Source organism: Micromonospora sp. NPDC049048 (genome assembly GCF_043197615.1).
Lineage (GTDB): Bacteria > Actinomycetota > Actinomycetes > Mycobacteriales > Micromonosporaceae > Micromonospora.
Genome location: NZ_JBICTM010000017.1, coordinates 26368 through 47303, shown reverse-complemented (window position 1 = coordinate 47303; position 20936 = coordinate 26368). Strand labels below are relative to the sequence as shown.

Below are 20936 nucleotides of genomic sequence, written 5' to 3'. Positions count from 1 at the left end.
ACCACCCAACAACCCCGGCAAATCCACCAAACCACCCCACCGCAACGGCAACTCCAAACCCACCACCCGACCCAAACCCCACACCGCAGCACCCGTCACATCGACCAGGGGCTCGGAGTCGTCCACGGAGACCGCGCCACTGGTCAACCACCACAGGCGCCCCTCGACCTCCGTGTCGGCCAGCGCCTGTGCCACCGCCAGTGCCTCGACGACGCCCGCACCGGCCAGCGACAACAGCGAGATCATCCCGGCAACCGGCGCCGCGGTCTCCGACGCTGCGGTCAGTCGGCGCGCGACCGCCTCCCGTTCCAGCACGTCCAGCACCACCGGGACGATCTCGGCGCCCCGCTCGGCCAGCCCGGCCAACAACGGGTGGTCCTCCTGGCCCGGGAGCATCAGCACCAGCCAGGTTCCGCCGAGGTTCTCGTCCCCGGTCGCGGGCTGGCGACGCCACACCACCCGGTACCGCCAGGAATCCACGGTCGACTGCTGCTGGGCGGCCCGCCGCCACTGCGCGAGCTTCGGCAGGACCGCGCTGAACGGTTCGTCCGCGCCGACGCCCAACTCGCCGCCGACCAGGTCCGGGTCACCGGACTCGACGGCGGCCCAGAACCGCCCGTCGAGAGCGTCGTCGTGCGCGTTCCCACGGACCACGGGCGCGGCCTCGGGCCAGTACCAGGTGTGGTCGAAGGCGTACGTGGGCAGGTCGACCACGCGCGGCCGGACACCAACCTGACCGTGGTACGCCGCCCAGTCCACCGGCACACCCGCCACCCACAACTGCCCCAACGCAGACGTCAGCGCCCCGACCTCCGACAGATCCCGCCGCGACACCGCAACACGCCGCACCCCGGCATCCACAGCGATCTCCGCCACCATCGCCGTCAACGTCGCATCGGGACCAACCTCCACGAACGTGTCCACGCCCTGCCCCCGCAGAGCCGCCACACCATCAGCGAACCGCACCGGCTGCCGCACGTGCCGCACCCAGTACTCCGGATCCACCAACTCCAACCCGTCCGCCACCGCACCGGTCACATTCGACACGATCGGCACCCGCGGCACCCGCCAATCCAGCCCCGCCACCACCGACCGGAACTCGTCCAACATCGGGTCCATCAACCGCGAATGGAACGCGTGACTCACCGACAGTTCCTTGACCCGCCAACCCCGCTCACGCCCAACCGCCACCACCGAAGCGACCTCGTCCGCCGCACCCGACACGACCACCGACGCCGGACCATTCACCGCCGCCACATCCACCGCCGCACCAGTCGAGGCGATCAACTCGGTGACAAGCTCCTCCGCCACGCCGACGGCCGCCATCACGCCCCCGGCCGGCAACGCCTGCATCAACCGACCCCGCGCCGCCACCAGAGAACAGGCGTCCGACAGCGACAACATCCCCGCCACATAGGCGGCGCTCACCTCACCGATCGAATGACCCGCCAGGAAATCGACCCGCACACCCCACGACGACAACAACTCCCACAACGCCACCTCAACCGCAAACAACCCCGCCTGCGCAAACACGGTCTGATCCAACAGCGCAGCCTCGCCAGAACCCGCCTCCGCGAACACCACCTCACGCAGTGGACGCGGCAAAAGCACATCGAACTCCGCGCACACTGCGTCGAACGCCGACGCGAACACCGGGAACGTCTCGTACAACTCCCGGCCCATACCGGCACGCTGCGAACCCTGACCCGTGAACAACACCGCCCGACGACCCGCCGACACCACACCCGACAACCGACCCTCGGACACCGCCGACAAGCCCGCGACCAGATCGCCCACCGACGAACCCCACACCACCGCCCGATGCTCCAACGCCGCCCGCGACGACACCAACGACCACGACACGTCCGACACCGGCAGATCCGAACGACCACGCACGAACGACGCCAACCGCGACGCCTGACCCACCAGACCCCGCTCCGAACGCCCCGACACCACCCACGGCACCGGCACGACCACGCCCGACGCCACGACGGGCTCCGGCTCCGCGTCCGTCGACCCGATCCGGTCGGCCTCGCCGCCCGCCGCCGACACCGACTCCACCAGCGCCGCACCCAGCGTGGCCACGGACTCCGCCGCCGACTCTCCAGCGTGCAGCGCCACCAGACCCGGCGCGGGCTGCTCGATGATGACGTGCGCGTTCGTTCCCGAGATCCCGAACGAGGACACACCCGCACGCCGAGGACGCTCCAGGGCTGGCCACTCACGTGCCTGCGTCACCAGCTCCACCGCGCCCGACGACCAATCCACGTGCGACGACGGCACGTCCACGTGCAGCGACGCCGGCACCACCCCGTGCCGCATCGCCAAGATCATCTTGATCACACCCGCCACCCCGGCAGCCGCCTGCGTGTGACCGATGTTCGACTTCACCGACCCCAGCAACAACGGCACATCCCGACCCTGCCCGTACGTCGCCAGCAGCGCCTGCGCCTCAATCGGATCACCCAGCGTCGTACCCGTGCCGTGCGCCTCCACCACGTCCACGTCCGCCACGCCCAACCCGGCGTTCGCGAGCGCCTGCCGGATCACCCGCTGCTGCGACGGACCGTTCGGCGCCGTCAAACCGTTCGACGCACCGTCCTGGTTCACCGCCGAACCCCGCACCACCGCCAGCACCCGCCGGCCCTCACGCCGCGCATCCGACAACCGCTGCACGACGAGGACGCCCACGCCCTCGCCCCACGCGGTGCCGTCCGCCGACTCGGCGAAGGCCTTGCAGCGGCCGTCCGCCGACAGGCCGCCCTGGCGGGAGAACTCGATGAAGGCACCCGGCGTGGCCATCACGGTGACGCCGCCGGCCAGCGCCAGGTCGCACTCCCCCGACCGCAGGGCCTGCGCCGCCAGGTGCAGCGCCACCAGCGACGACGAACACGCCGTGTCCACCGTCACCGCCGGCCCCTCGAAACCGAACGAGTACGCCACCCGGCCCGACAACACGCTCGCCGAGGCGCCCGTCGCGCCGTACCCGGCGAGCGACTCACCAGCTTCGCGTACGACGGTCTCGTAGTCCTGCCCGTTGGTGCCGGCGAACACCCCGACGCGGCTGCCGCGCAGCGCGAGGGGCTCGATCCGGGCGTCCTCGAACGCCTCCCACGCGACCTCCAGCAGCAGCCGCTGCTGCGGGTCCATGGCGAGGGCCTCGCGCGGCGAGATGCCGAAGAACTCCGCGTCGAAGCCACCCGCGTCGGCCAGGAACGCCCCGCGCGAGACGTAGGAGTCGGTTCCGGCCAGCGACTCCAGGTCCCAGTGCCGGTTGGTCGGGAAGTCCGACATCGCGTCGACACCGGCCGTCAGCAGCTCCCAGAGGCCCTCCGGGGACTCGGCTCCGGCCGGGAATCGGCAGCCCATGCCGACGATGACGATCGGGTCGTCGCCCACGACGGGGCCGGCGACGGCGGCAGGGACGGGAAGTCCCTGCCCACCCAGCAGCTCGGCGTGGATGTGTCCGGCCAGGACGGCGGAGTTCGGGTAGTCGAAGGCGAGCGTGCTCGGCAACGCGAGGCCGGTCGCCACGTCGAGCCGGTTGCGCAGTTCGACCGCCGCCAGCGACGTGAAGCCGAGGTCCTGGAACGCGCGGTCCGGTGCCACCCGCTCGGCGGACTCGTGGCCCAGCACGGCGGCGACCTCGGCGCGTACCAGCTCACCGAGGACGCGCAGCTGCTCCGTACCGGACATCCCGGACAGGCGCAGGCGCAGGTCGGCCGCCGGCGCGGGGGCGTCGGCGGTCACCGCCGCGCCGGCCTCGGCCAGCAGGTCGCGGACCAGCGGGTGGTGGCGCCGACCGCCGGCGGCGGCCACCCGTGCCCAGTCGATGTCGGCCACGACGAGGTACGTCTCGTCGCGCTCCAGGGCCCGGCTGAAGGCGCGCGCCGCCGTCTCCGGGGCCATCGCGCCGAAACCGGTACGGCTGAGCCGCTGCTCGAAGTCGCCCGCGCTCACCCCGCCGTCGGCCCACAGGCCCCAGGCGAGCGAGGTCCCCGGGAGCCCCTCGGCGCGGCGCCGCTGCGCCAGGGCGTCGAGGAACGCGTTGCCCGGCGCGTACGTGGCCTGGCCGGCGGCGCCCATGAGGCCGGCGAGCGAGGAGAAGAGGACGAACGCGGAGAGGTCCGCGTCCCGCGTCAGCTCGTCCAGGTTGCGCGCGGCGTCGACCTTCGCCCGCAGGGCCGTGGCGAGCTGTTCGACGCTGACCGCGTCGACGACGTTGTCGTCGAGGGCGGCGGCGGTGTGCACGACCGCGCTCAGCGGAAGCTCGTCGGGAATCGAGGCGAGCAGCGCTTCGAGCGCGGTCCGGTCGGCCACGTCACAGGACGCGAGGGTGACCCGGCTGCCGAGCCCGGTGAGTTCCTCGGCGAGGGCGGACGCTCCCGGTGCCTCGGCGCCCCGCCGGCTCACCAGCAGGAGGTGTTCGGCGCCTTCGGCGGCCAACGCACGGGCGACGTGCCCACCGAGGGCCCCGGTGCCGCCGGTGATCAGCACGGTGCCGCGAGGCGTCCAGGAACCGCGCGGGCCGGTGTCCCCGTACGCCGCCCGGACGAGGCGGCGCGCGTGGGCACCGTTGCTGCGCAGGGCGATCTCGTCCTCCTGCCCGACACCGGAGATCAGCGTCCGCAGGGTGCGTACGGCGTTCTGGTCGGGCTGCTCGGGGAGGTCGACGAGCCCGCCCCACCGGTGCGGGTGCTCGGCGCGCAGCACGCTGCCGAAGCCCCACGTCATCGCCTGCGCGGGGTCGACGTGCCGGTCCTGGGACCCGACGGAGACCGCGCCACGGGTGGCGATCCAGAGCCGGGCGGTGATCCCGGCGTCCCCGAGGGCCTGCGCGAGCGCGACGGTGCCGGCGAGGCCGGTCGGCACGGAGCCGGCCCCGGCGTACGGCCGGTTGTCGAAGGCGAGGAGGGAGAGCACGGTCAGCGGGTCCCCGCCGTGGCCGGTCGACGCCTCGACGAGGTCGTGGGCGAGCCGCTTCCGGTCGTACGCGGCGTCGACCTCGACGATCCGCCCCCCGGCGGCACCGAGGGCAGCCGCCCAGTCGGTCGCGGCCGTGCCGGCGTCGGCCGGTACGACGAGCAGGAAGTCGGTCGCCTCGGCGCGGGCAGGATCGTCGGCCAGCGGCTGCCAGGCCACCCGGTAGCGCCAGGAGTCGAGGGCGGCCTCGGCGTCGCGGCGGCGCCGCCAGTTGGACAGCGCCGGCAGTACGTCGGCGAGCGGGGCATCGGCGTCGACGGCCAGACTCTCGGCGAGGGTCGTGAGGTCCTCGGCCTCGATCGCGCGCCAGAAATCCTCGTCTGCTGCGGTTCGGCGGGCGGCAGGGGGACGGTAGGAGCGCGTCGCGGCATTGATCCAGTAACGCCGGTGGTCGAAGGCGTACGTGGGCAGGTCGACCACGCGCGGCCGGACACCAACCTGACCGTGGTACGCCGCCCAGTCCACCGGCACACCCGCCACCCACAACTGCCCCAGCGCAGACGTCAGCGCCCCGACCTCCGACAGATCCCGCCGCGACACCGCAACACGCCGCACCCCGGCATCCACAGCGATCTCCGCCACCATCGCCGTCAACGTCGCATCGGGGCCAACCTCCACGAACGTGTCCACGCCCTGCCCCCGCAGAGCCGCCACACCATCAGCGAACCGCACCGGCTGCCGCACGTGCCGCACCCAGTACTCCGGATCCACCAACTCCAACCCGTCCGCCACCGCACCGGTCACATTCGACACGATCGGCACCCGCGGCACCCGCCAATCAAGCCCCGCCACCACCGACCGGAACTCGTCCAACATCGGGTCCATCAACCGTGAATGGAACGCGTGACTGACCGACAACTCCTTTGTCCGCCAACCCCGCTCACGCCCAGCCGCCACCACCACAGCGACCTCGTCCGCCGCACCCGACACGACCACCGACGCCGGACCATTCACCGCAGCGATGTCCACCGCCGCACCCGACGCCTCAATGACCTCCCGCACGTCAACCTCGGCCGCACCGACCGCCGCCATCACCCCACCGCTGGGCAACGCCTGCATCAACCGACCCCGCGCCGCCACCAGAGAACAGGCGTCCGACAGCGACAACATCCCCGCCACATAGGCGGCGCTCACCTCACCAATCGAATGACCCGCCAGGAAATCAACCCGCACACCCCACGACGACAACAACTCCCACAACGCCACCTCAACCGCAAACAACCCCGCCTGCGCAAACACGGTCTGATCCAACAGCGCAGCCTCGCCAGAACCCGCCTCCGCGAACACCACCTCACGCAACGCACGAGGAAGAAGCGCATCGAACTCCGCACACACTGCGTCGAACGCCGCCGCGAACACCGGGAACGTCTCGTACAACTCCCGGCCCATACCGGCACGCTGCGAACCCTGACCCGTGAACAACACCGCCCGACGACCCGCCGACACCACACCCGACAACCGACCCTCGGACACCGCCGACAACCCGGCGACCAGGTCGTCCACCGACGAACCCCACACCACCGCCCGATGCTCCAACGTCGCCCGCGACGTCACCAACGACCACGACACATCCCACGGCGACAGACCAGACCGGTCCCGCACGAACGACGCCAACCGCGACGCCTGACCCACCAGACCCCGCTCCGAACGCCCCGACACCACCCACGGCACCGGCACGACCACGCCCGACGTCGCCGACGAATCGCCCGCCGGCGGTGCCACCAGGGCCGGCTCCGGCTGCTCGATGATCACGTGCGCGTTGGTTCCGGAGATGCCGAACGACGACACACCCGCACGCCGCGCACGCCCCACCGCCGGCCAGTCACGGGACTCGGTCACCAGCTCCACCGCGCCCGACGACCAGTCCACGTGCGACGACGGCGTGTCGACGTGCAACGACGCCGGCACCACCCCGTGCCGCATCGCCAAGATCATCTTGATGATGCCCGCCACCCCGGCAGCCGCCTGCGTGTGACCGATGTTCGACTTCACCGAGCCGAGGAGGAACGGCTCGTCGCGGTCCTGCCCGTACGTGGCCAGCAGGGCCTGCGCCTCGATCGGGTCACCCAGCGTCGTGCCGGTGCCGTGGGCCTCCACGACGTCCACGTCCGCCACGCCCAGCCGGGCGTTGGCGAGGGCCTGCCGGATCACCCGCTGCTGCGACGGACCGTTCGGCGCCGTCAACCCGTTCGACGCGCCGTCCTGGTTCACCGCCGTGCCCCGCACGACCGCGAGGACCCGGCGCCCGTCGCGCCGCGCGTCCGACAGCCGCTGCACCAGCAGCACGCCGACGCCCTCGGACCAGCCCGTGCCGTCCGCCGCGTCGGAGAACGACTTGCACCGGCCGTCGGGGGCCATGCCCCGCTGGCGGGAGAAGTCGATGAACGTCTCGGGCGTCGCCATCACCGTGACGCCACCGGCCAGCGCCAGGTCACACTCGCCGGACCGCAACGCCTGCACCGCCAGGTGCAACGCCACCAGCGACGACGAACACGCCGTGTCCACCGTCACCGCCGGCCCCTCGAAACCGAACGAGTACGCCACCCGGCCCGACAGCACGCTGCTGGCCGTTCCGACGCCGAGGTAGCCGTCGAGGGTCTCGGGGACGTCGGCCAGTCCGGCGGCGTGGTTGTGGTACATCATGCCGGCGAAGACGCCGACCGGGCGGCCCCGGAGCGCGAGCGGGTCGATCCGGGCGTCCTCGATGGCCTCCCACGAGGTCTCCAGCAGCAGCCGCTGCTGCGGGTCCATGGCGAGGGCCTCGTGCGGGGAGATCTTGAACAGGTCGGCGTCGAAGTCGCCGGCGTCGACCAGGAAGCCGCCCTCGCGAGCGTAGCTGCTGCCCCGGCGCGTGCCGGACGGGTCGTACAGGTCGTCGACGTCCCAGCCACGGTCGGCGGGAAAGCCGGTGATGCCGTCCCCACCGGAGACGAGGAGGTCCCACAACTGCTCGGGGGAGCGTACGCCGCCGGGGTAACGGCAGCTCATGCCGACGATGGCGATCGGTTCGTCGAGCGCCGTGAGGGCGGCGACCGGGGTCGTCGGCGTACCGGCGTCGGTTCCGGTCTCGACGTCCAGGTGGTCGGCGAGGGCGAGCGGGGTCGGATGGTCGAAGACCAGGGTCGCCGGGAGGCGCAGGCCGGTCACCGCGCCCAGCCGGTTGCGCAGCTCGACGGCAGTCAGTGAGTCGAAGCCCAGCTCGGTGAACGGACGCCCGGCCTCGATGGCGGCAGCGTCGGCGTACCCCAGGACCGCCGCGACCTGGTCGAGGACGAGCCGCAGCAGGGCCGCGGCGCGCTCCTCGCGGTCGAGCCCGGCGAGCCGCTCGGTCAGCGCGGCGGTCTCCGCCGGGCCGGACCGCGCGGCGCGACGCCGGGGCGCCCGCACCAGGCCGCGCAGGACCGACGGCAGGGTGCCCGCCTCGGCCTGGGCGCGCAGCGCCGGCCCGTCCAGCACCATCGGCACCGTCGCGGGCAGGCCGGTGAGCAAAGCGGCGTCGAAGAGCGCGAGGCCGTCCCCCGCGGGGATCGGTCGTACGCCGGCACGGGCCAGCCGGTCGGTGTCGGCGCGGTCGAGGGCGGCGGTCATGCCGCCGCCCGACTCCGCCCACGGGCCCCAGGCCAGGGAGAGTGCCGGGAGGCCCGCGGCCCGCCGCCGGTGGGCGAGCGCGTCCAGGAAGGCGTTGGCCGCCGCGTAGTTGGCCTGGCCGGGGCTGCCCGTGACGCCCGCCGCCGAAGAGTAGGTGACGAACAGCGCGAGGCGGCTGCCGGCGGTCAGCTCGTGCAGGTTGGCGGCGGCGTCCACCTTCGGCCGGAGCACGTCGCCGAGGGTCTCGGGGGTGAGCGAGGTCAGGGTGCGGTCGGCCAGCACGCCGGCGGTGTGCACCACGCCGGTCAGCGGGTGCGCCGGGTCGATCCGATCCAGCAGCGCGGCGAGGGCCGTCCGGTCGGCGGCGTCGCACGCCTCGACCGTCGCCGTGGCGCCCAGGTCGGCGAGGTCGGCGAGCAGGTCGGCGGCGCCGTCGGCGTCGGCACCGCGCCGGCTGGTCAGCACCAGGTGCCGGACCCCGTGCCGGGTGACGAGGTGGCGGGCGGTCAGCGTGCCGAGGGCGCCCGTGCCGCCGGTGACCAGCACCGTGCCCTCCGGGTCGAGCGCCGGTGCCGGCGCGTCGGGTTCCGGGGCGGCGACGAGCCGGGGTACACGTACCACCCCGTCGCGTACCGCCGCCTGCGGCTCGTCGGCCGGCAGCAGGCCGGCGAGGGCGGCCGCGCAGTTCTCCTCGTCGTCGACGTCGACGACGAGGAAGCGGCCGGGGTGCTCGGCCTGGGCGGACCGGAGCAGGCCCCACACGGCGGCGCCGGCCAGGTCGGTCACGTCCGCGTCGTCGTCCACGGCGACGGCGCCGCTGGTGAGGACCACCAGCCGGGACCCGCCGGTGTGCCGCTCGGCGGCGAGCCAGCCCTGGAGCACGGCGAGGACCTCGGCGAGCAGCTCGTGGACCGCGCCGGGGCCCGTCGCGCCCGCCACGGGGAACAGCACGGCGTCGGGCACCCCGGCGTCGCAGAGCGCGTCGAGGTCGGCGTACCGGGCGGCGGGCAGCCCGGACGGCAGCGGGGCGGGGCGGTCGCCGAGCACCGCCCAGGTCGTGCCGTCGGCGGCGCCGTCGGCGATCGCGTGCCGGACCCAGTCGAGGCGGAACAGCGAGCGCCGCCACGGGGACCCGCCGGGGGCAAGCTCGCCCGCCGGTAGGGGCCGCAGCACCAGGGCGCCGATCCGGGCTACGGGTTCACCGGTGGCGTCGGCGACCAGCATGGTCACCGTGTCCGGACCGGCGGGGGTCAGCCGTACCCGCAGCGTGTCGGCGCCGTGGGCGGACAGCGTCACGTCCGACCAGGAGAACGGCATCCGGGCCTCGCCGGGGTCGACGATGCCCAGCCCGACCGCCTGCACGGCGGCGTCGAGCAGCGCCGGGTGCAGCCCGTACGCGCCGGCGTCGTCGGCCGCCGGCTCGGGCAGCGCCACCTCGGCGTACACGTCGGTGCCGACGCGCCAGGCGGCGCGCAGCCCCTGGAAGGCCGGGCCGTACGCGAACCCGGCCCGCGCCGCCCGCCCGGTCAGCTCGGACACGTCCAGGGCGGTGGCGCCGCTCGGCGGCCACTGCGCCAGCGTGCCGGTGTCCTCCCCCGGTTCGGGGGTGAGCAGGCCGGTGGCGTGCCGGACCCACAGGTCGTCGGTGCCGGCGCGGCGGGCGTGGACGGTCACCTGCCACGCCCCGCCGCCCGTGCGTTCGGCGGCGACCTGCACGTCGACGCCCCCGGTCTCGGGCAGCACCAGCGGCGCCTGGAGGGTCAGCTCGGCGAGCCGGTCGGCGCCGACCTCCGCGCCGGCCCGCAGCGCCAGCTCCACGAACCCGGTCCCGGGGAGGAGCACCACGTCGCGTACGGCGTGCTCGGCCAGCCAGGGCTGGCTCTCCACGGACAGCCGGCCGGTGAGCGTCACCTCGTCGCCGTCGGCGGAGCGGAACACCGCCCCGAGCAGCGGGTGGCCGGTCGGGGTCAGCCCGGCGGCGGTCACGTCGGCGGGCTGCGGCAGGGGCAGCAGCCAGTAGCGTTCGCGCTGGAACGCGTACGTGGGCAGGTCGACGGGCACGGGCGGGCCGTCGAACAGGGCCGCCCAGTTCACCGGCACGCCCCGGGCCCAGACGGTGGCGGCGGCGGCCAGCGCGGTCGCCGCCTCGTCGGAGCCCGCACGCAGCATCGGGGCGCACACCGTCTGGTCCCCGCCGACGGTCTCCTGGGTGAGCGCGCTGAGCACCCCACCCGGGCCCACCTCGACGTACGCGCCCACCCCCAGCTCGTGCAGGGTGGTCACGGCGGCGGCGAAGCGGACCGTGTCGCGGACGTTGCGCAGCCAGTACGCCGGGGAGCGCACCTCGTCGGGGTCGAGCACCGCGCCCGTCACGGTGGAGACCACGGGGATCCGGGGCGCGGCGAAGGTCAGCTGCCCGAGCACGTCGCCGAACGCGTCGAGCATCGGGTCCATCCGGGCGGAGTGGAACGCGTGGCTGACCCGCAGCCGCTTCGTGTCGCGGCCGAGGGCCGCGAAGTGTGCGGCGACCGCCAGCACGGCGTCCTCGTCGCCGGAGACGACGACGGACTCCGGGCCGTTGACGGCGGCCAGCCCCGCGCCGGTCGACTCACCGGCGGTGTCCAGGTGCGCGCGCACCTCCGCCTCGGTGGCGCGGATCGACACCATGGCGCCGCCGGTGGGCAGCGCCTGCATCAGGGTGCCCCGGGCGGCCACCAGGCGGGCGGCGTCCGGCAGCGACAGCACGCCGGCGATGTGCGCGGCGGCCACCTCGCCGACCGAGTGTCCGGTCACGAAGTCCGGCACGACGCCCCAGGACTCGACGAGCCGGTAGGCGGCGACCTCGACGGCGAACAGTGCCGCCTGGGCGTACCCGGTGCGGTCGAGCACGTCGGCGGGGCCGTCGAGCACGCCGCGCAGCGGCCGGTCGAGGTGCTTGTCCAGCTCCGCGCAGGCGGCGTCGAAGGCCTCGGCGAAGGCGGGGAACGCGGCGTACAACCGCTGACCCATGCCGACGCGCTGGGCGCCCTGCCCGGTGCAGAGCACGGCGACCCGGGTGGGGCTGGCGACCCCGCGCCGCACGGACGCCGCCGGGACGCCGTCGGCCAGTGCGCCGAGCCCGGCGAGCAGTTCGTCCCGGTCGGATCCGAGCAGCACCGCCCGGTGTTCCAGGACGGACCGCCCGGCGGCCAGGGCCCGGCCCACGGCGGCCGGCGCGACGTCGGGGTGCTCGGCGAGCCAGGAGCGCAGCCGGTCGGCCTGGGCGCCGAGCGCGGCGGCGCTGCGCGCGGAGACGACCCACGGCAGGGGGTCGGGGCCGGTGACGGCGTCGGTGGCGGCATCCGGCTGCGACGCGGGCGGGGCGGCCTCGACGATGACGTGGGCGTTGGTGCCGCTGACGCCGAACGAGGAGACGCCGGCCCGCATGGGCCGGGTCCCGCGCGGCCACGGGCGCGGCTCGCGGAGCAGGCTCACCGCGCCGGCCGACCAGTCGACGTGCGGGGACGGCTCGTCGACGTGCAGGGTCCGCGGCAGGACGCCGTGGCGCATCGCCATGACCATCTTGATCACGCCGGCAACGCCGGCGGCGGCCTGGGTGTGGCCGAGGTTGGACTTGATCGAGCCGAGCCACAGGGGCTGGTCGGCGGCGCGGTCCCGGCCGTACGTGGCGAGCAGGGCCTGCGCCTCGATGGGGTCGCCGAGGCGGGTGCCGGTGCCGTGGGCCTCGACGGCGTCCACGTCGGCCGGGGCGAGCCGGGCGTTGGCGAGAGCCTGGCGGATCACCCGCTGCTGCGACGGGCCGTGCGGCGCGGTGAGGCCGTTCGAGGCGCCGTCCTGGTTGACGGCGCTGCCGCGTACCACGGCGAGCACCCGGTGGCCGTTGCGCTGGGCGTCGGAGAGCCGTTCCAGCAGCAGCAGCCCGGCGCCCTCGCTCCAGCCGGTGCCGTCGGCGGTGGCGGCGAAGGACTTGCACCGCCCGTCCGGGGACAGCCCGCGCTGGCGGCTGAAGCCGATGAACGTGTCGGGGCTGGACATCACGGTGACGCCGCCGGCCAGCGCGAGGGTGCACTCGCCGGAGCGCAGGGCCTGCACGGCGAGGTGCAGCGCCACCAGCGAGGACGAGCAGGCGGTGTCGACGGTGACCGCCGGGCCCTCGAAGCCGAACGTGTACGAGATCCGGCCGGAGACGACGCTGCCGTGGTTGCCGGTGCCGACGAACGCCTCGACCTCCTGCGGCACGCCGTTGAGCCGGGAGACGTAGTCGTGGTACATGACGCCGGTGAAGACGCCGGTGCGGCTGCCCTTGAGCGAGTCGGCGGCGATGCCGGCCCGCTCGACCGTCTCCCAGGCGACCTCCAGCAGGAGGCGCTGCTGCGGGTCCATGGCCAGCGCCTCGCGCGGGGAGATGCCGAAGAACCCGCCGTCGAACTCGCCGGCGTCGTGCAGGAAGCCACCCTCGCGGGTGTACGACTTGCCGTGCGCGTCCGGGTCGGGGTCGTAGAGGTTCTCCACGTCCCAGCCCCGGTCCGCCGGGAACGGGGTGACGGCGTCGACGCCGGACTCGACGAGCCGCCACAGCGCCTCGGGAGTCCGCACCCCGCCCGGATAGCGGCAACCCATGCCCACGATCGCGATCGGCTCGTGGTTCTGCTCGTCGACGGCCCGCAGGCGTTCGCTGGTCTCGTGCAGGTCAGCGGTGACGCGCTTGAGGTACTCGCGGAGCTTGGCTTCGTTCGCCATCGGGTTGATCACCTGTCGCTAAGGGGCAAGCGGCGGACTCGTGGTCAGGATCGGCCGAACTTCTGGTCGATGAAGTCGAACAGCTCGTCGTCCGAGGCGTCGTCGAGGGCCTGGCTGACGTCGGCCGGCCGGTCGGTGGCGTCGCTCCACCGGGTGACCAGCGCCCGGAGGCGCACCGCCACGGCGGTACGCGTCTCGTCGTCGCCGGCCAGCCGTTCCAGCTCTTCTGGGCCGGTCGCGGCGAACGCCGCCTCCAGCCGGTCGAGCTCGGCCAGCAGGCTGGTTTCGGGCGCGGGCGGGGCGGCGTCGACCAGCAGGAAGTCGGCGAGGGCGGCGGGCGTGGGGCAGTCGAAGATGAGGCTCGCCGGCAGTCGGATGCCGGTGAGGGCGGTCAGCCGGTTGCGCAGTTCGACCGCCGTCAGCGAGTCGAAGCCGAGGCCGGTGAACGTCTGCCCGGACGGGACGACGGTGGCCGGCGGGTAGCCGAGCACCTCGATGACCTGCGCCTTGACGAGGTCCTCCACCAGCCGGCCGCGCTCGGCCTCGGGCGTGCCGGCCAGGCGCTGCGCGAAGGACGGGCCGCCGTCACCGCCGCCGTCGGCGACGCGCCGCCGGGCCCGGACCAGGCCGCGCAGCGGCGCCGGGAGTTGGCCGGCGTCGGCCTGGCGGCGCAGTGCGGCGGTATCGAGCAGCGCCGGCACCAGGTGGGGGCGCCCGCCGCGCAGGCTGGCGTCGAAGAGGCGCAGCGCCTGGTCGGTGTCGAGCGGGCTGAGGCCGTTGCGGCTCATCCGTTGCCGCTGGGCGGCGTCGAGGGCGCCCGTCATCCCGCTGTCCGCGGCCCAGAGCCCCCAGGACAGGGAGGTGGCGGCGAGGCCCGAGGCGTGCCGGTGTTCGGCGAGGCCGTCCAGGAACGCGTTCGCGGCGGCGTAGTTGCCCTGCCCGGGGCCGCCGAGGACGCCGGCGACCGACGAGAAGAGCACGAACATCGCCAGGTTCCGCCCCCGGGTCAGCTCGTGCAGGTGCCAGGCGGCGTCGGCCTTGGCGGAGAGCACAGCGGAGACCCGCCCGGGCGTCAGTGCCGAGATCACCGCGTCGTCGAGGATGCCGGCGGCGTGCACCACGCCGGTGAGCGGGTGCTCGGCGGGGACGGCGTCCAGCAGCGCGGCGAGGGATTCCCGGTCCGCCACGTCGCCGGCCACCAGGCGGGCCTGCGCGCCCAGCGCGGTCAGCTCGGCGAGCAGCTCCGCCGCGCCGGGGGCGTCCGCCCCTCGCCGGCTGACCAGCAGCAGGTGGCGCACCTTGTGCGTACCGACCAGGTGCCGGGCCAGCAGGCCGCCGAGGGCGCCGGTGGCCCCGGTGACCAGGACCGTCCCGTCGGGGTCGAGTTCGGTGGCCAGCGCCGGATCGCCGACGGCGGGCGTGAGCCGGGGTGCCAGCACCCGTTCGTCGCGGATCGCCAGTTGGGGTTCGCCGGTGGCGACCGCGCGGGCCACCAGGTCCACGGTGCCGGACTCCGGTCGTCGCGCCTCGTCGAGGTCCACGAGCACGAAGCGGTCGGGGTGCTCCGCCTGGGCCGAGCGCAGCAGGCCCCAGACCGCGGCGCCGGGCAGGTCGCCCGCGCGGCCGGTGTCGCCGGCGGGGACGGCCCCGCGGGTCAGCACGACCAGCCGCCGCTCCGCCAGCCGGTCGTCGGCGAGCCAGCCCTGGACGGCGGTCAGCACGGCGGCGAGCCGGGTCCGCGTCGCGGCGGGGACCGGGGCGCGCTCGTCGTCGGCGTACGCGGCGAGCAGCACCAGCTCCGGGTCGAGCCGGCCGGAATCGACCGCCTCGGCCAGCTCGGCGAGCCCGTACCGGGCGATTTCGGCCAGGTCGGACGGGGCGTCACCGAGGAGCACCACCCGGACGGTCGCCGGGGTGCCCGGCGGCACGCTCTGCCAGGTGACGTCGTACAGCGAGTCGACAGCGGATTCGCCGCCGCGCACCTGGTCGGCGGTCACGGGGCGGGAGACCAGGGAGCCGATCCGGGCGACGGGGGCGCCGGCCGGGTCGGCCAGGGTCAGGGTGACCCCGCCGCCGCTGCGCCGGGCGCGTACCCGCAGCGCGGTCGCGCCGACCGCCGAGAGGGTGACGCCGGTCCAGGCGAAGGGCAGGCGTACGCCGGAGGCCTCCTCGCCGTCGGAGTCGAGCAGGCCGACGACGTGCAGCGCCGCGTCCAGCAGGGCGGGGTGCAGGCCGAAGCCGGTGACCTCGGTGCCGTCGGGCACCGCCACCTCGGCGCACACCTCGTCGCCGGTACGCCAGACGGCGCGCAGGCCACGGAACAGCGGCCCGTACTCGACGCCCAGGCGGGACAGTTCGGTGTAGATCCCGTCGACCGCGACGGCGGTGGCGGCGCTGGGCGGCCACGGCGCCGGCTCGGCCCCGTCGGGCTGCGGTACGCCGGGGGCGAGGACGCCCACCGCGTGGCGGTCCCACTCCCCGTCCGGGTCGGCGGCGGCACGGGAGTGGATGGTGACCGGGCGGCGGCCTTCCTCGTCCGCCGCGCCCAGCTTCACCTGCACCGCCCGGGTGTCCTGCTCGGCGAGCGCCAGCGGCGCCTGGAGGGTCAGCTCGTCGAGCGTGTCACAGCCGACCTGCGCGCCCGCGTGCAGGACCATCTCGACCAGGGCGGCGCCGGGCACCACCACCGAGTCCCAGACGACGTGTTCGGCGAGCCACGGGTGCGTCCGCACGGAGAGTTCGGTGCCGAAGACCCGTACGTCGTCGTCGGCCACGCGTACGGCGGCGCCGAGCAGCGCGTGGTCGACGGGGCGGACACCGAGCCCGGGCGCCGCCGCGCCGCCGCTGGTGACGTTGAGCCAGTAGCGCTGGTGGTCGAAGGCGTACGTGGGCAGGGCGACGGTGCGGGGGCGCGCCCCGGCCGCCGTCAGGTATCCGGCCCAGTCGACGTGGCCGCCGGTGACGTACCGCTCGGCGAGGGCGGTGCGCAGCGTGTCGGCCTCGGAGTGGCCGGCGCGCATCGTGGCGGTGAACCGGACGTCGCCGGTCGTCTCGACGCAGTCCTGCGCCATGGCCGTGAGTACGGCGTCGGGGCCGACCTCCAGGAACTGCGTGACGTCCTGCTGGTGCAGGGTGCGCACCGCGTCGGCGAACCGCACCGGCTGGCGCACGTGCCGCACCCAGTAGCCCGGATCGGTGAGCTCCGCCGCGTCCGCGACCGCACCGGTCACGTTCGACACGATCGGCACCCGCGGCATCCGCCAGTCCAGCCCCGCCACCACCGACGCGAACTCGTCCAGCATCGGGTCCATCAGCCGTGAGTGGAACGCGTGACTGACCGACAACTCCTTCGTCCGCCAGCCCCGCTCACGAGCAGTCGCCACCACCACAGCGACCTCGTCCGCCGCGCCCGACACGACCACCGACGCCGGACTGTTCACCGCAGCGATGTCCACCGCCGCACCCGCAGCATCGATGACCTCCCGCACGTCAACCTCGGCCGCACCGACCGCCGCCATCACCCCACCGCTGGGCAACGCCTGCATCAACCGACCCCGCGCCGCCACCAACACACACGCATCAGCAAGCGACAACATCCCCGCCACGTACGCCGCCGTCACCTCACCGATCGAATGCCCCGCCAGGAAATCGACCCGCACACCCCACGACGACAACAACTCCCACAACGCCACCTCAACCGCAAACAACCCCGCCTGCGCAAACACGGTCTGATCCAACAGCGCAGCCTCGCCAGAACCCGCCTCCGCGAACACCACCCCACGCAACGCACGCGGCAACAGACCATCGAACTGCCCACACACCTCGTCGAACGCCGCCGCGAACACCGGGAACGTCTCATACAACTCCCGGCCCATACCGGCACACTGCGAACCCTGACCCGTGAACAACACCGCCCGACGACCCGCCGACACCACACCCGACAACCGACCCTCGGACACCGCCGACAACCCGGCGACCAGATCGCCCACCGACGAACCCCACACCACCGCCCGATGCTCCAACGCCGCCCGCGACGTCACCAACGACCACGACACATCCCACGGCGACAAACCAGACCGGCCCCGCACGAACGACGCCAACCGCGACGCCTGACCCACCAGACCCCGCTCCGAACGCCCCGACACCACCCACGGCACCGGCAACCCGACCGGCGCCGCAGCCGGCTCCGGGGCCGCTCCGCCCTCAGGATCGGACCCGGGTTCGGCCTCCGGCTCCGGCTGCTCCAGGATCACGTGTGCGTTCGTTCCGGAGATGCCGAACGACGACACACCCGCACGCCGGGGACGCTCCACCGCCGGCCACTCGCGCGCCTGCGTCACCAGCTCCACCGCGCCCGACGACCAATCCACGTGCGACGACGGCACGTCCACGTGCAGCGACGCCGGCACCATCCCGTGCCGCATCGCCAAGATCATCTTGATGATGCCCGCCACCCCGGCAGCCGCCTGCGTGTGACCGATGTTCGACTTCACCGACCCCAGCAACAACGGCACATCCCGACCCTGCCCGTACGTCGCCAGCAGCGCCTGCGCCTCGATCGGGTCACCCAGCGTCGTACCCGTGCCGTGCGCCTCCACCACGTCGACGTCCGCCACGCCCAGCCGGGCGTTGGCGAGGGCCTGCCGGATCACCCGCTGCTGCGACGGACCGTTCGGCGCCGTCAACCCGTTCGACGCACCGTCCTGGTTCACCGCCGAACCCCGCACCACCGCCAGAACCCGCCGGCCCTCACGCCGCGCATCCGACAACCGCTGCACCAGCAGCACGCCGACGCCCTCGGCGAGCGCGGTGCCGTCCGCCGCGTCGGCGAACGCCCGGCACCGGGCCACCGGGGACAGGTTGCCCTGCCGGGTGAAGTCGACGAACACCGCCGGGGTCGGCATCACCGTCACGCCACCGGCCAGCGCCAGATCACACTCGCCGGACCGCAACGCCTGCACCGCCAGGTGCAGCGCCACCAGCGACGACGAACACGCCGTGTCCACCGTCACCGCCGGCCCCTCGAAACCGAACGAGTACGCCACCCGGCCCGAGGCGATGCTGCCGGCGTTGCCGAGACCGAGATAGTCCTCCACGCCCGCCGGCGGGGTCTCCGGCGGATGGGCGTACCCGCTGTGGGTCATGCCGGCGAAAACCCCGACCCGGGCGCCCTTCAGGCTGGTGGGGTCGATGCCCGCCGACTCGACGGCCTCCCACGAGGTTTCCAGCAGCAGGCGCTGCTGCGGGTCCATGGCGAGGGCCTCGCGCGGCGAGACCCCGAACAGCCGGGGGTCGAACTCGGCGGCGTCGGGCACGAATCCGCCCTCGCGGACCGAGGAGGTGCCCGGTCGGGACCGCTCGGGGTCGTAGAGCGCGTCGAGGTCCCAGCCACGGTCGGTGGGGAAGGAGGCGATCGCGTCACCGCCGGCCGCGACGAGGTCCCACAGCTCCTCGGCCGTGCGTACCCCGCCCGGGAACCGGCAGCCGGTGCCGACGATCGCGATGGGCTGCTGCGCCTCGGCCTCGACGTCCCGGAGCCGTTGCCGGGTCCGCCGCAGGTCGGCGGTGACTCTCTTCAGGTACTCCCGGAGCTTCTCTTCGGTGTCCATCAACCCAGCCCATCGCGATGCACGGCGGAGACTCGACGTAAGCGACGGTACGAATGCGCAGAAGTCTCAGGCGACACCTGTATCTGTCGTTCGGCACGCTCGGCCGATAGCCACGAGGATCCCCATCTGCGGGGAGAAGTTATTGGGTACGCGCGAGCGCGGACAACCCCTAACCAGGCAACGGGCCAGCTAGGGGTGTCCGGTCCCGGGCCGCCGCACTAGCGTCGCCTCGACCGGGTCTGCGCCGATCCGGTCGGGAACCGCAGTCGCCGGAAGGACCGCCAAGGATGACGACGCCAGATACCGACAACGGCTTGTGGGTGCGACGCTTCCACCCCGCCCCGGGCGGCGCGAGGCGGTTGGTGTGCCTGCCCCACGCCGGCGGGTCGGCCAGCTTCTACTTCCCCGTCTCCCGCAGCCTCTCCCCCGCCGTGGAGGTGCTGTCGATCCAGTACCCGGGCCGGCAGGACCGGCGCCACGAGAAGTGCATCGGTGACATCCACCAGCTCGCGCGCGAGGTCTTCACCGTGCTGCGGCCCTGGCTGGACGAGCCGGTGGCCATCTTCGGGCACAGCATGGGGGCCAGCGTCGGCTTCGAACTCGCCCGGCTCATCGAGCAGGACGGCGGCAGGGCCGCGCACCTGTTCGCGTCCGGGCGCCGCGCGCCGTCGCAGGAGCGGCACGAGACGGTGCACCTGCTCGACGACGAGGGGCTGCTGGCCGACGTCCGGAAGCTGAGCGGCACCAACTCCGCGGTCCTCGGGGACCCGGAGATGCTGCGCGCCGCGCTACCGGCCATCCGCAGCGACTACCGGGCCGCCGAGACCTACACCTACCGGCCGGGTCCGCCGCTGAGCTGCCCGATCACCGTCTTCACGGGCGACGACGACCCGAAGACGACGGTCGAGGAGGCCCGGGCCTGGTCGACCCACACCACGGGGGCGTTCGACATCAAGGTCTACCCGGGCGGGCACTTCTTCCTGGCCGAGCACCAGCCGGCGGTCCTGCGGACCATCTCGACGGCCCTGAGCGGTGCGCCGGCGATCTGATCCCACCAGACGAGGGGCCCGTCCACCGGTGTCACCACCGGTCGGCGGGCCCCTCGTCCGTGCGCGGAGTCAGCGCTTGTGGCCGACCGCGATCACGTAGTCGAGCTGCGCCAGCTCCCGCTTCATCAGGTCCTGGTTCTTCCAGTGCGCCGCCATGCTCTTGCGTACGGCGGGCTTGACGACGGCACGGAACTCGGGGTCGTTGGTCCGCCCGGCCATGTACGCCCGCCAACCCTCCCAGGTCTGCTCCTTGATCGAGTGCACCTCCGGGTTGGCGAAGCCCGCCTCGACCAGCTCCTGCCGGTAGGTGTCCCGGTCGTGCCAGTTCTCCTTCGGGATGCTGAACTTGACGAAGCTCAGCGGGCCGGACTGGATGGCCGCGCGGACGACGTCGCCGCTGACCGGGATGATGTCGGCCGTGGCGAGCACACCGCCCGGGCGCAGCACCCGCAGCGCCTCGGCGAAGAACGCGCTGCGCGGGTAGAAGTGGAAGGCCGACTCCAGGGCGACGACCCGGTCGAAGGTGTTGTCCTCGAAGGGCAGTTCGGTGGCGCTGCCCAGCCGGAAGTCGGTCCGGTCCGCGAGCCCCTCCTCCTGTGCCCGGCGCTGCGCCGCCTCGACGTGGTGCGGGGTGATGTTCAGGCCGTACACCTTGGCGACCTGGCGCTCGCGCAGCCACTTGAAGTCCTGGTCCGCGTAGCCGAAGCCGACGTCGAGGACGGTGTCGTCAGGCTTGAGCCCGGCGGCGTCGGCGAGCTTGTCGGCCAGTGCCTCGGCGGCCGTGTCGATGTCGGTGACCCCGTCGGACCAGTAGCCCACGTTCATGTAGTGGGTACGGCGGGCCGCGAACTCGACGTCGGGCGACTGGATCTCGTAGAAGCGCCGGACCCGGGTGATGGGGTCGGCGGTGAAGACCGTGCGGATCGCCCGGCCGGCGATCTTCAGGTTCTCGAACATGTCGGTTCCT

4 protein-coding genes are annotated in these 20936 nt (G+C 73.8%); 1 reads left to right on the top strand and 3 read right to left on the bottom strand.

The window, feature by feature from the left end:
- Both ACGFIG_RS30320 and ACGFIG_RS30315 read right to left on the bottom strand, forming a co-directional pair.
- On the bottom strand, positions 1-13311 hold a 13311-nt coding region (locus ACGFIG_RS30320; RefSeq protein WP_393008735.1), incomplete at its 3' end, for a type I polyketide synthase.
- Between the two features lie 44 nt (positions 13312-13355).
- Positions 13356-18923 (bottom strand): type I polyketide synthase, encoded by a 5568-nt coding sequence (locus ACGFIG_RS30315; protein ID WP_393008733.1) that lies wholly within the window; start codon positions 18921-18923, stop codon positions 13356-13358.
- Between the two features lie 284 nt (positions 18924-19207).
- On the opposite strand from ACGFIG_RS30315, the gene ACGFIG_RS30310 reads away from it, so the two are divergent.
- Complete coding sequence (locus tag ACGFIG_RS30310; protein WP_393008731.1) at positions 19208-19969, top strand: thioesterase II family protein; 762 nt, start codon at positions 19208-19210, stop codon at positions 19967-19969.
- Between the two features lie 69 nt (positions 19970-20038).
- Here ACGFIG_RS30310 and ACGFIG_RS30305 read toward each other — a convergent pair whose 3' ends face one another.
- Positions 20039-20926 carry a class I SAM-dependent methyltransferase gene (locus ACGFIG_RS30305; RefSeq protein ID WP_393008729.1) on the bottom strand — a complete coding sequence of 296 codons (888 nt, stop codon included), beginning with the start codon at positions 20924-20926 and terminating at the stop codon, positions 20039-20041.
- Positions 20927-20936 lie beyond the last annotated feature (10 nt).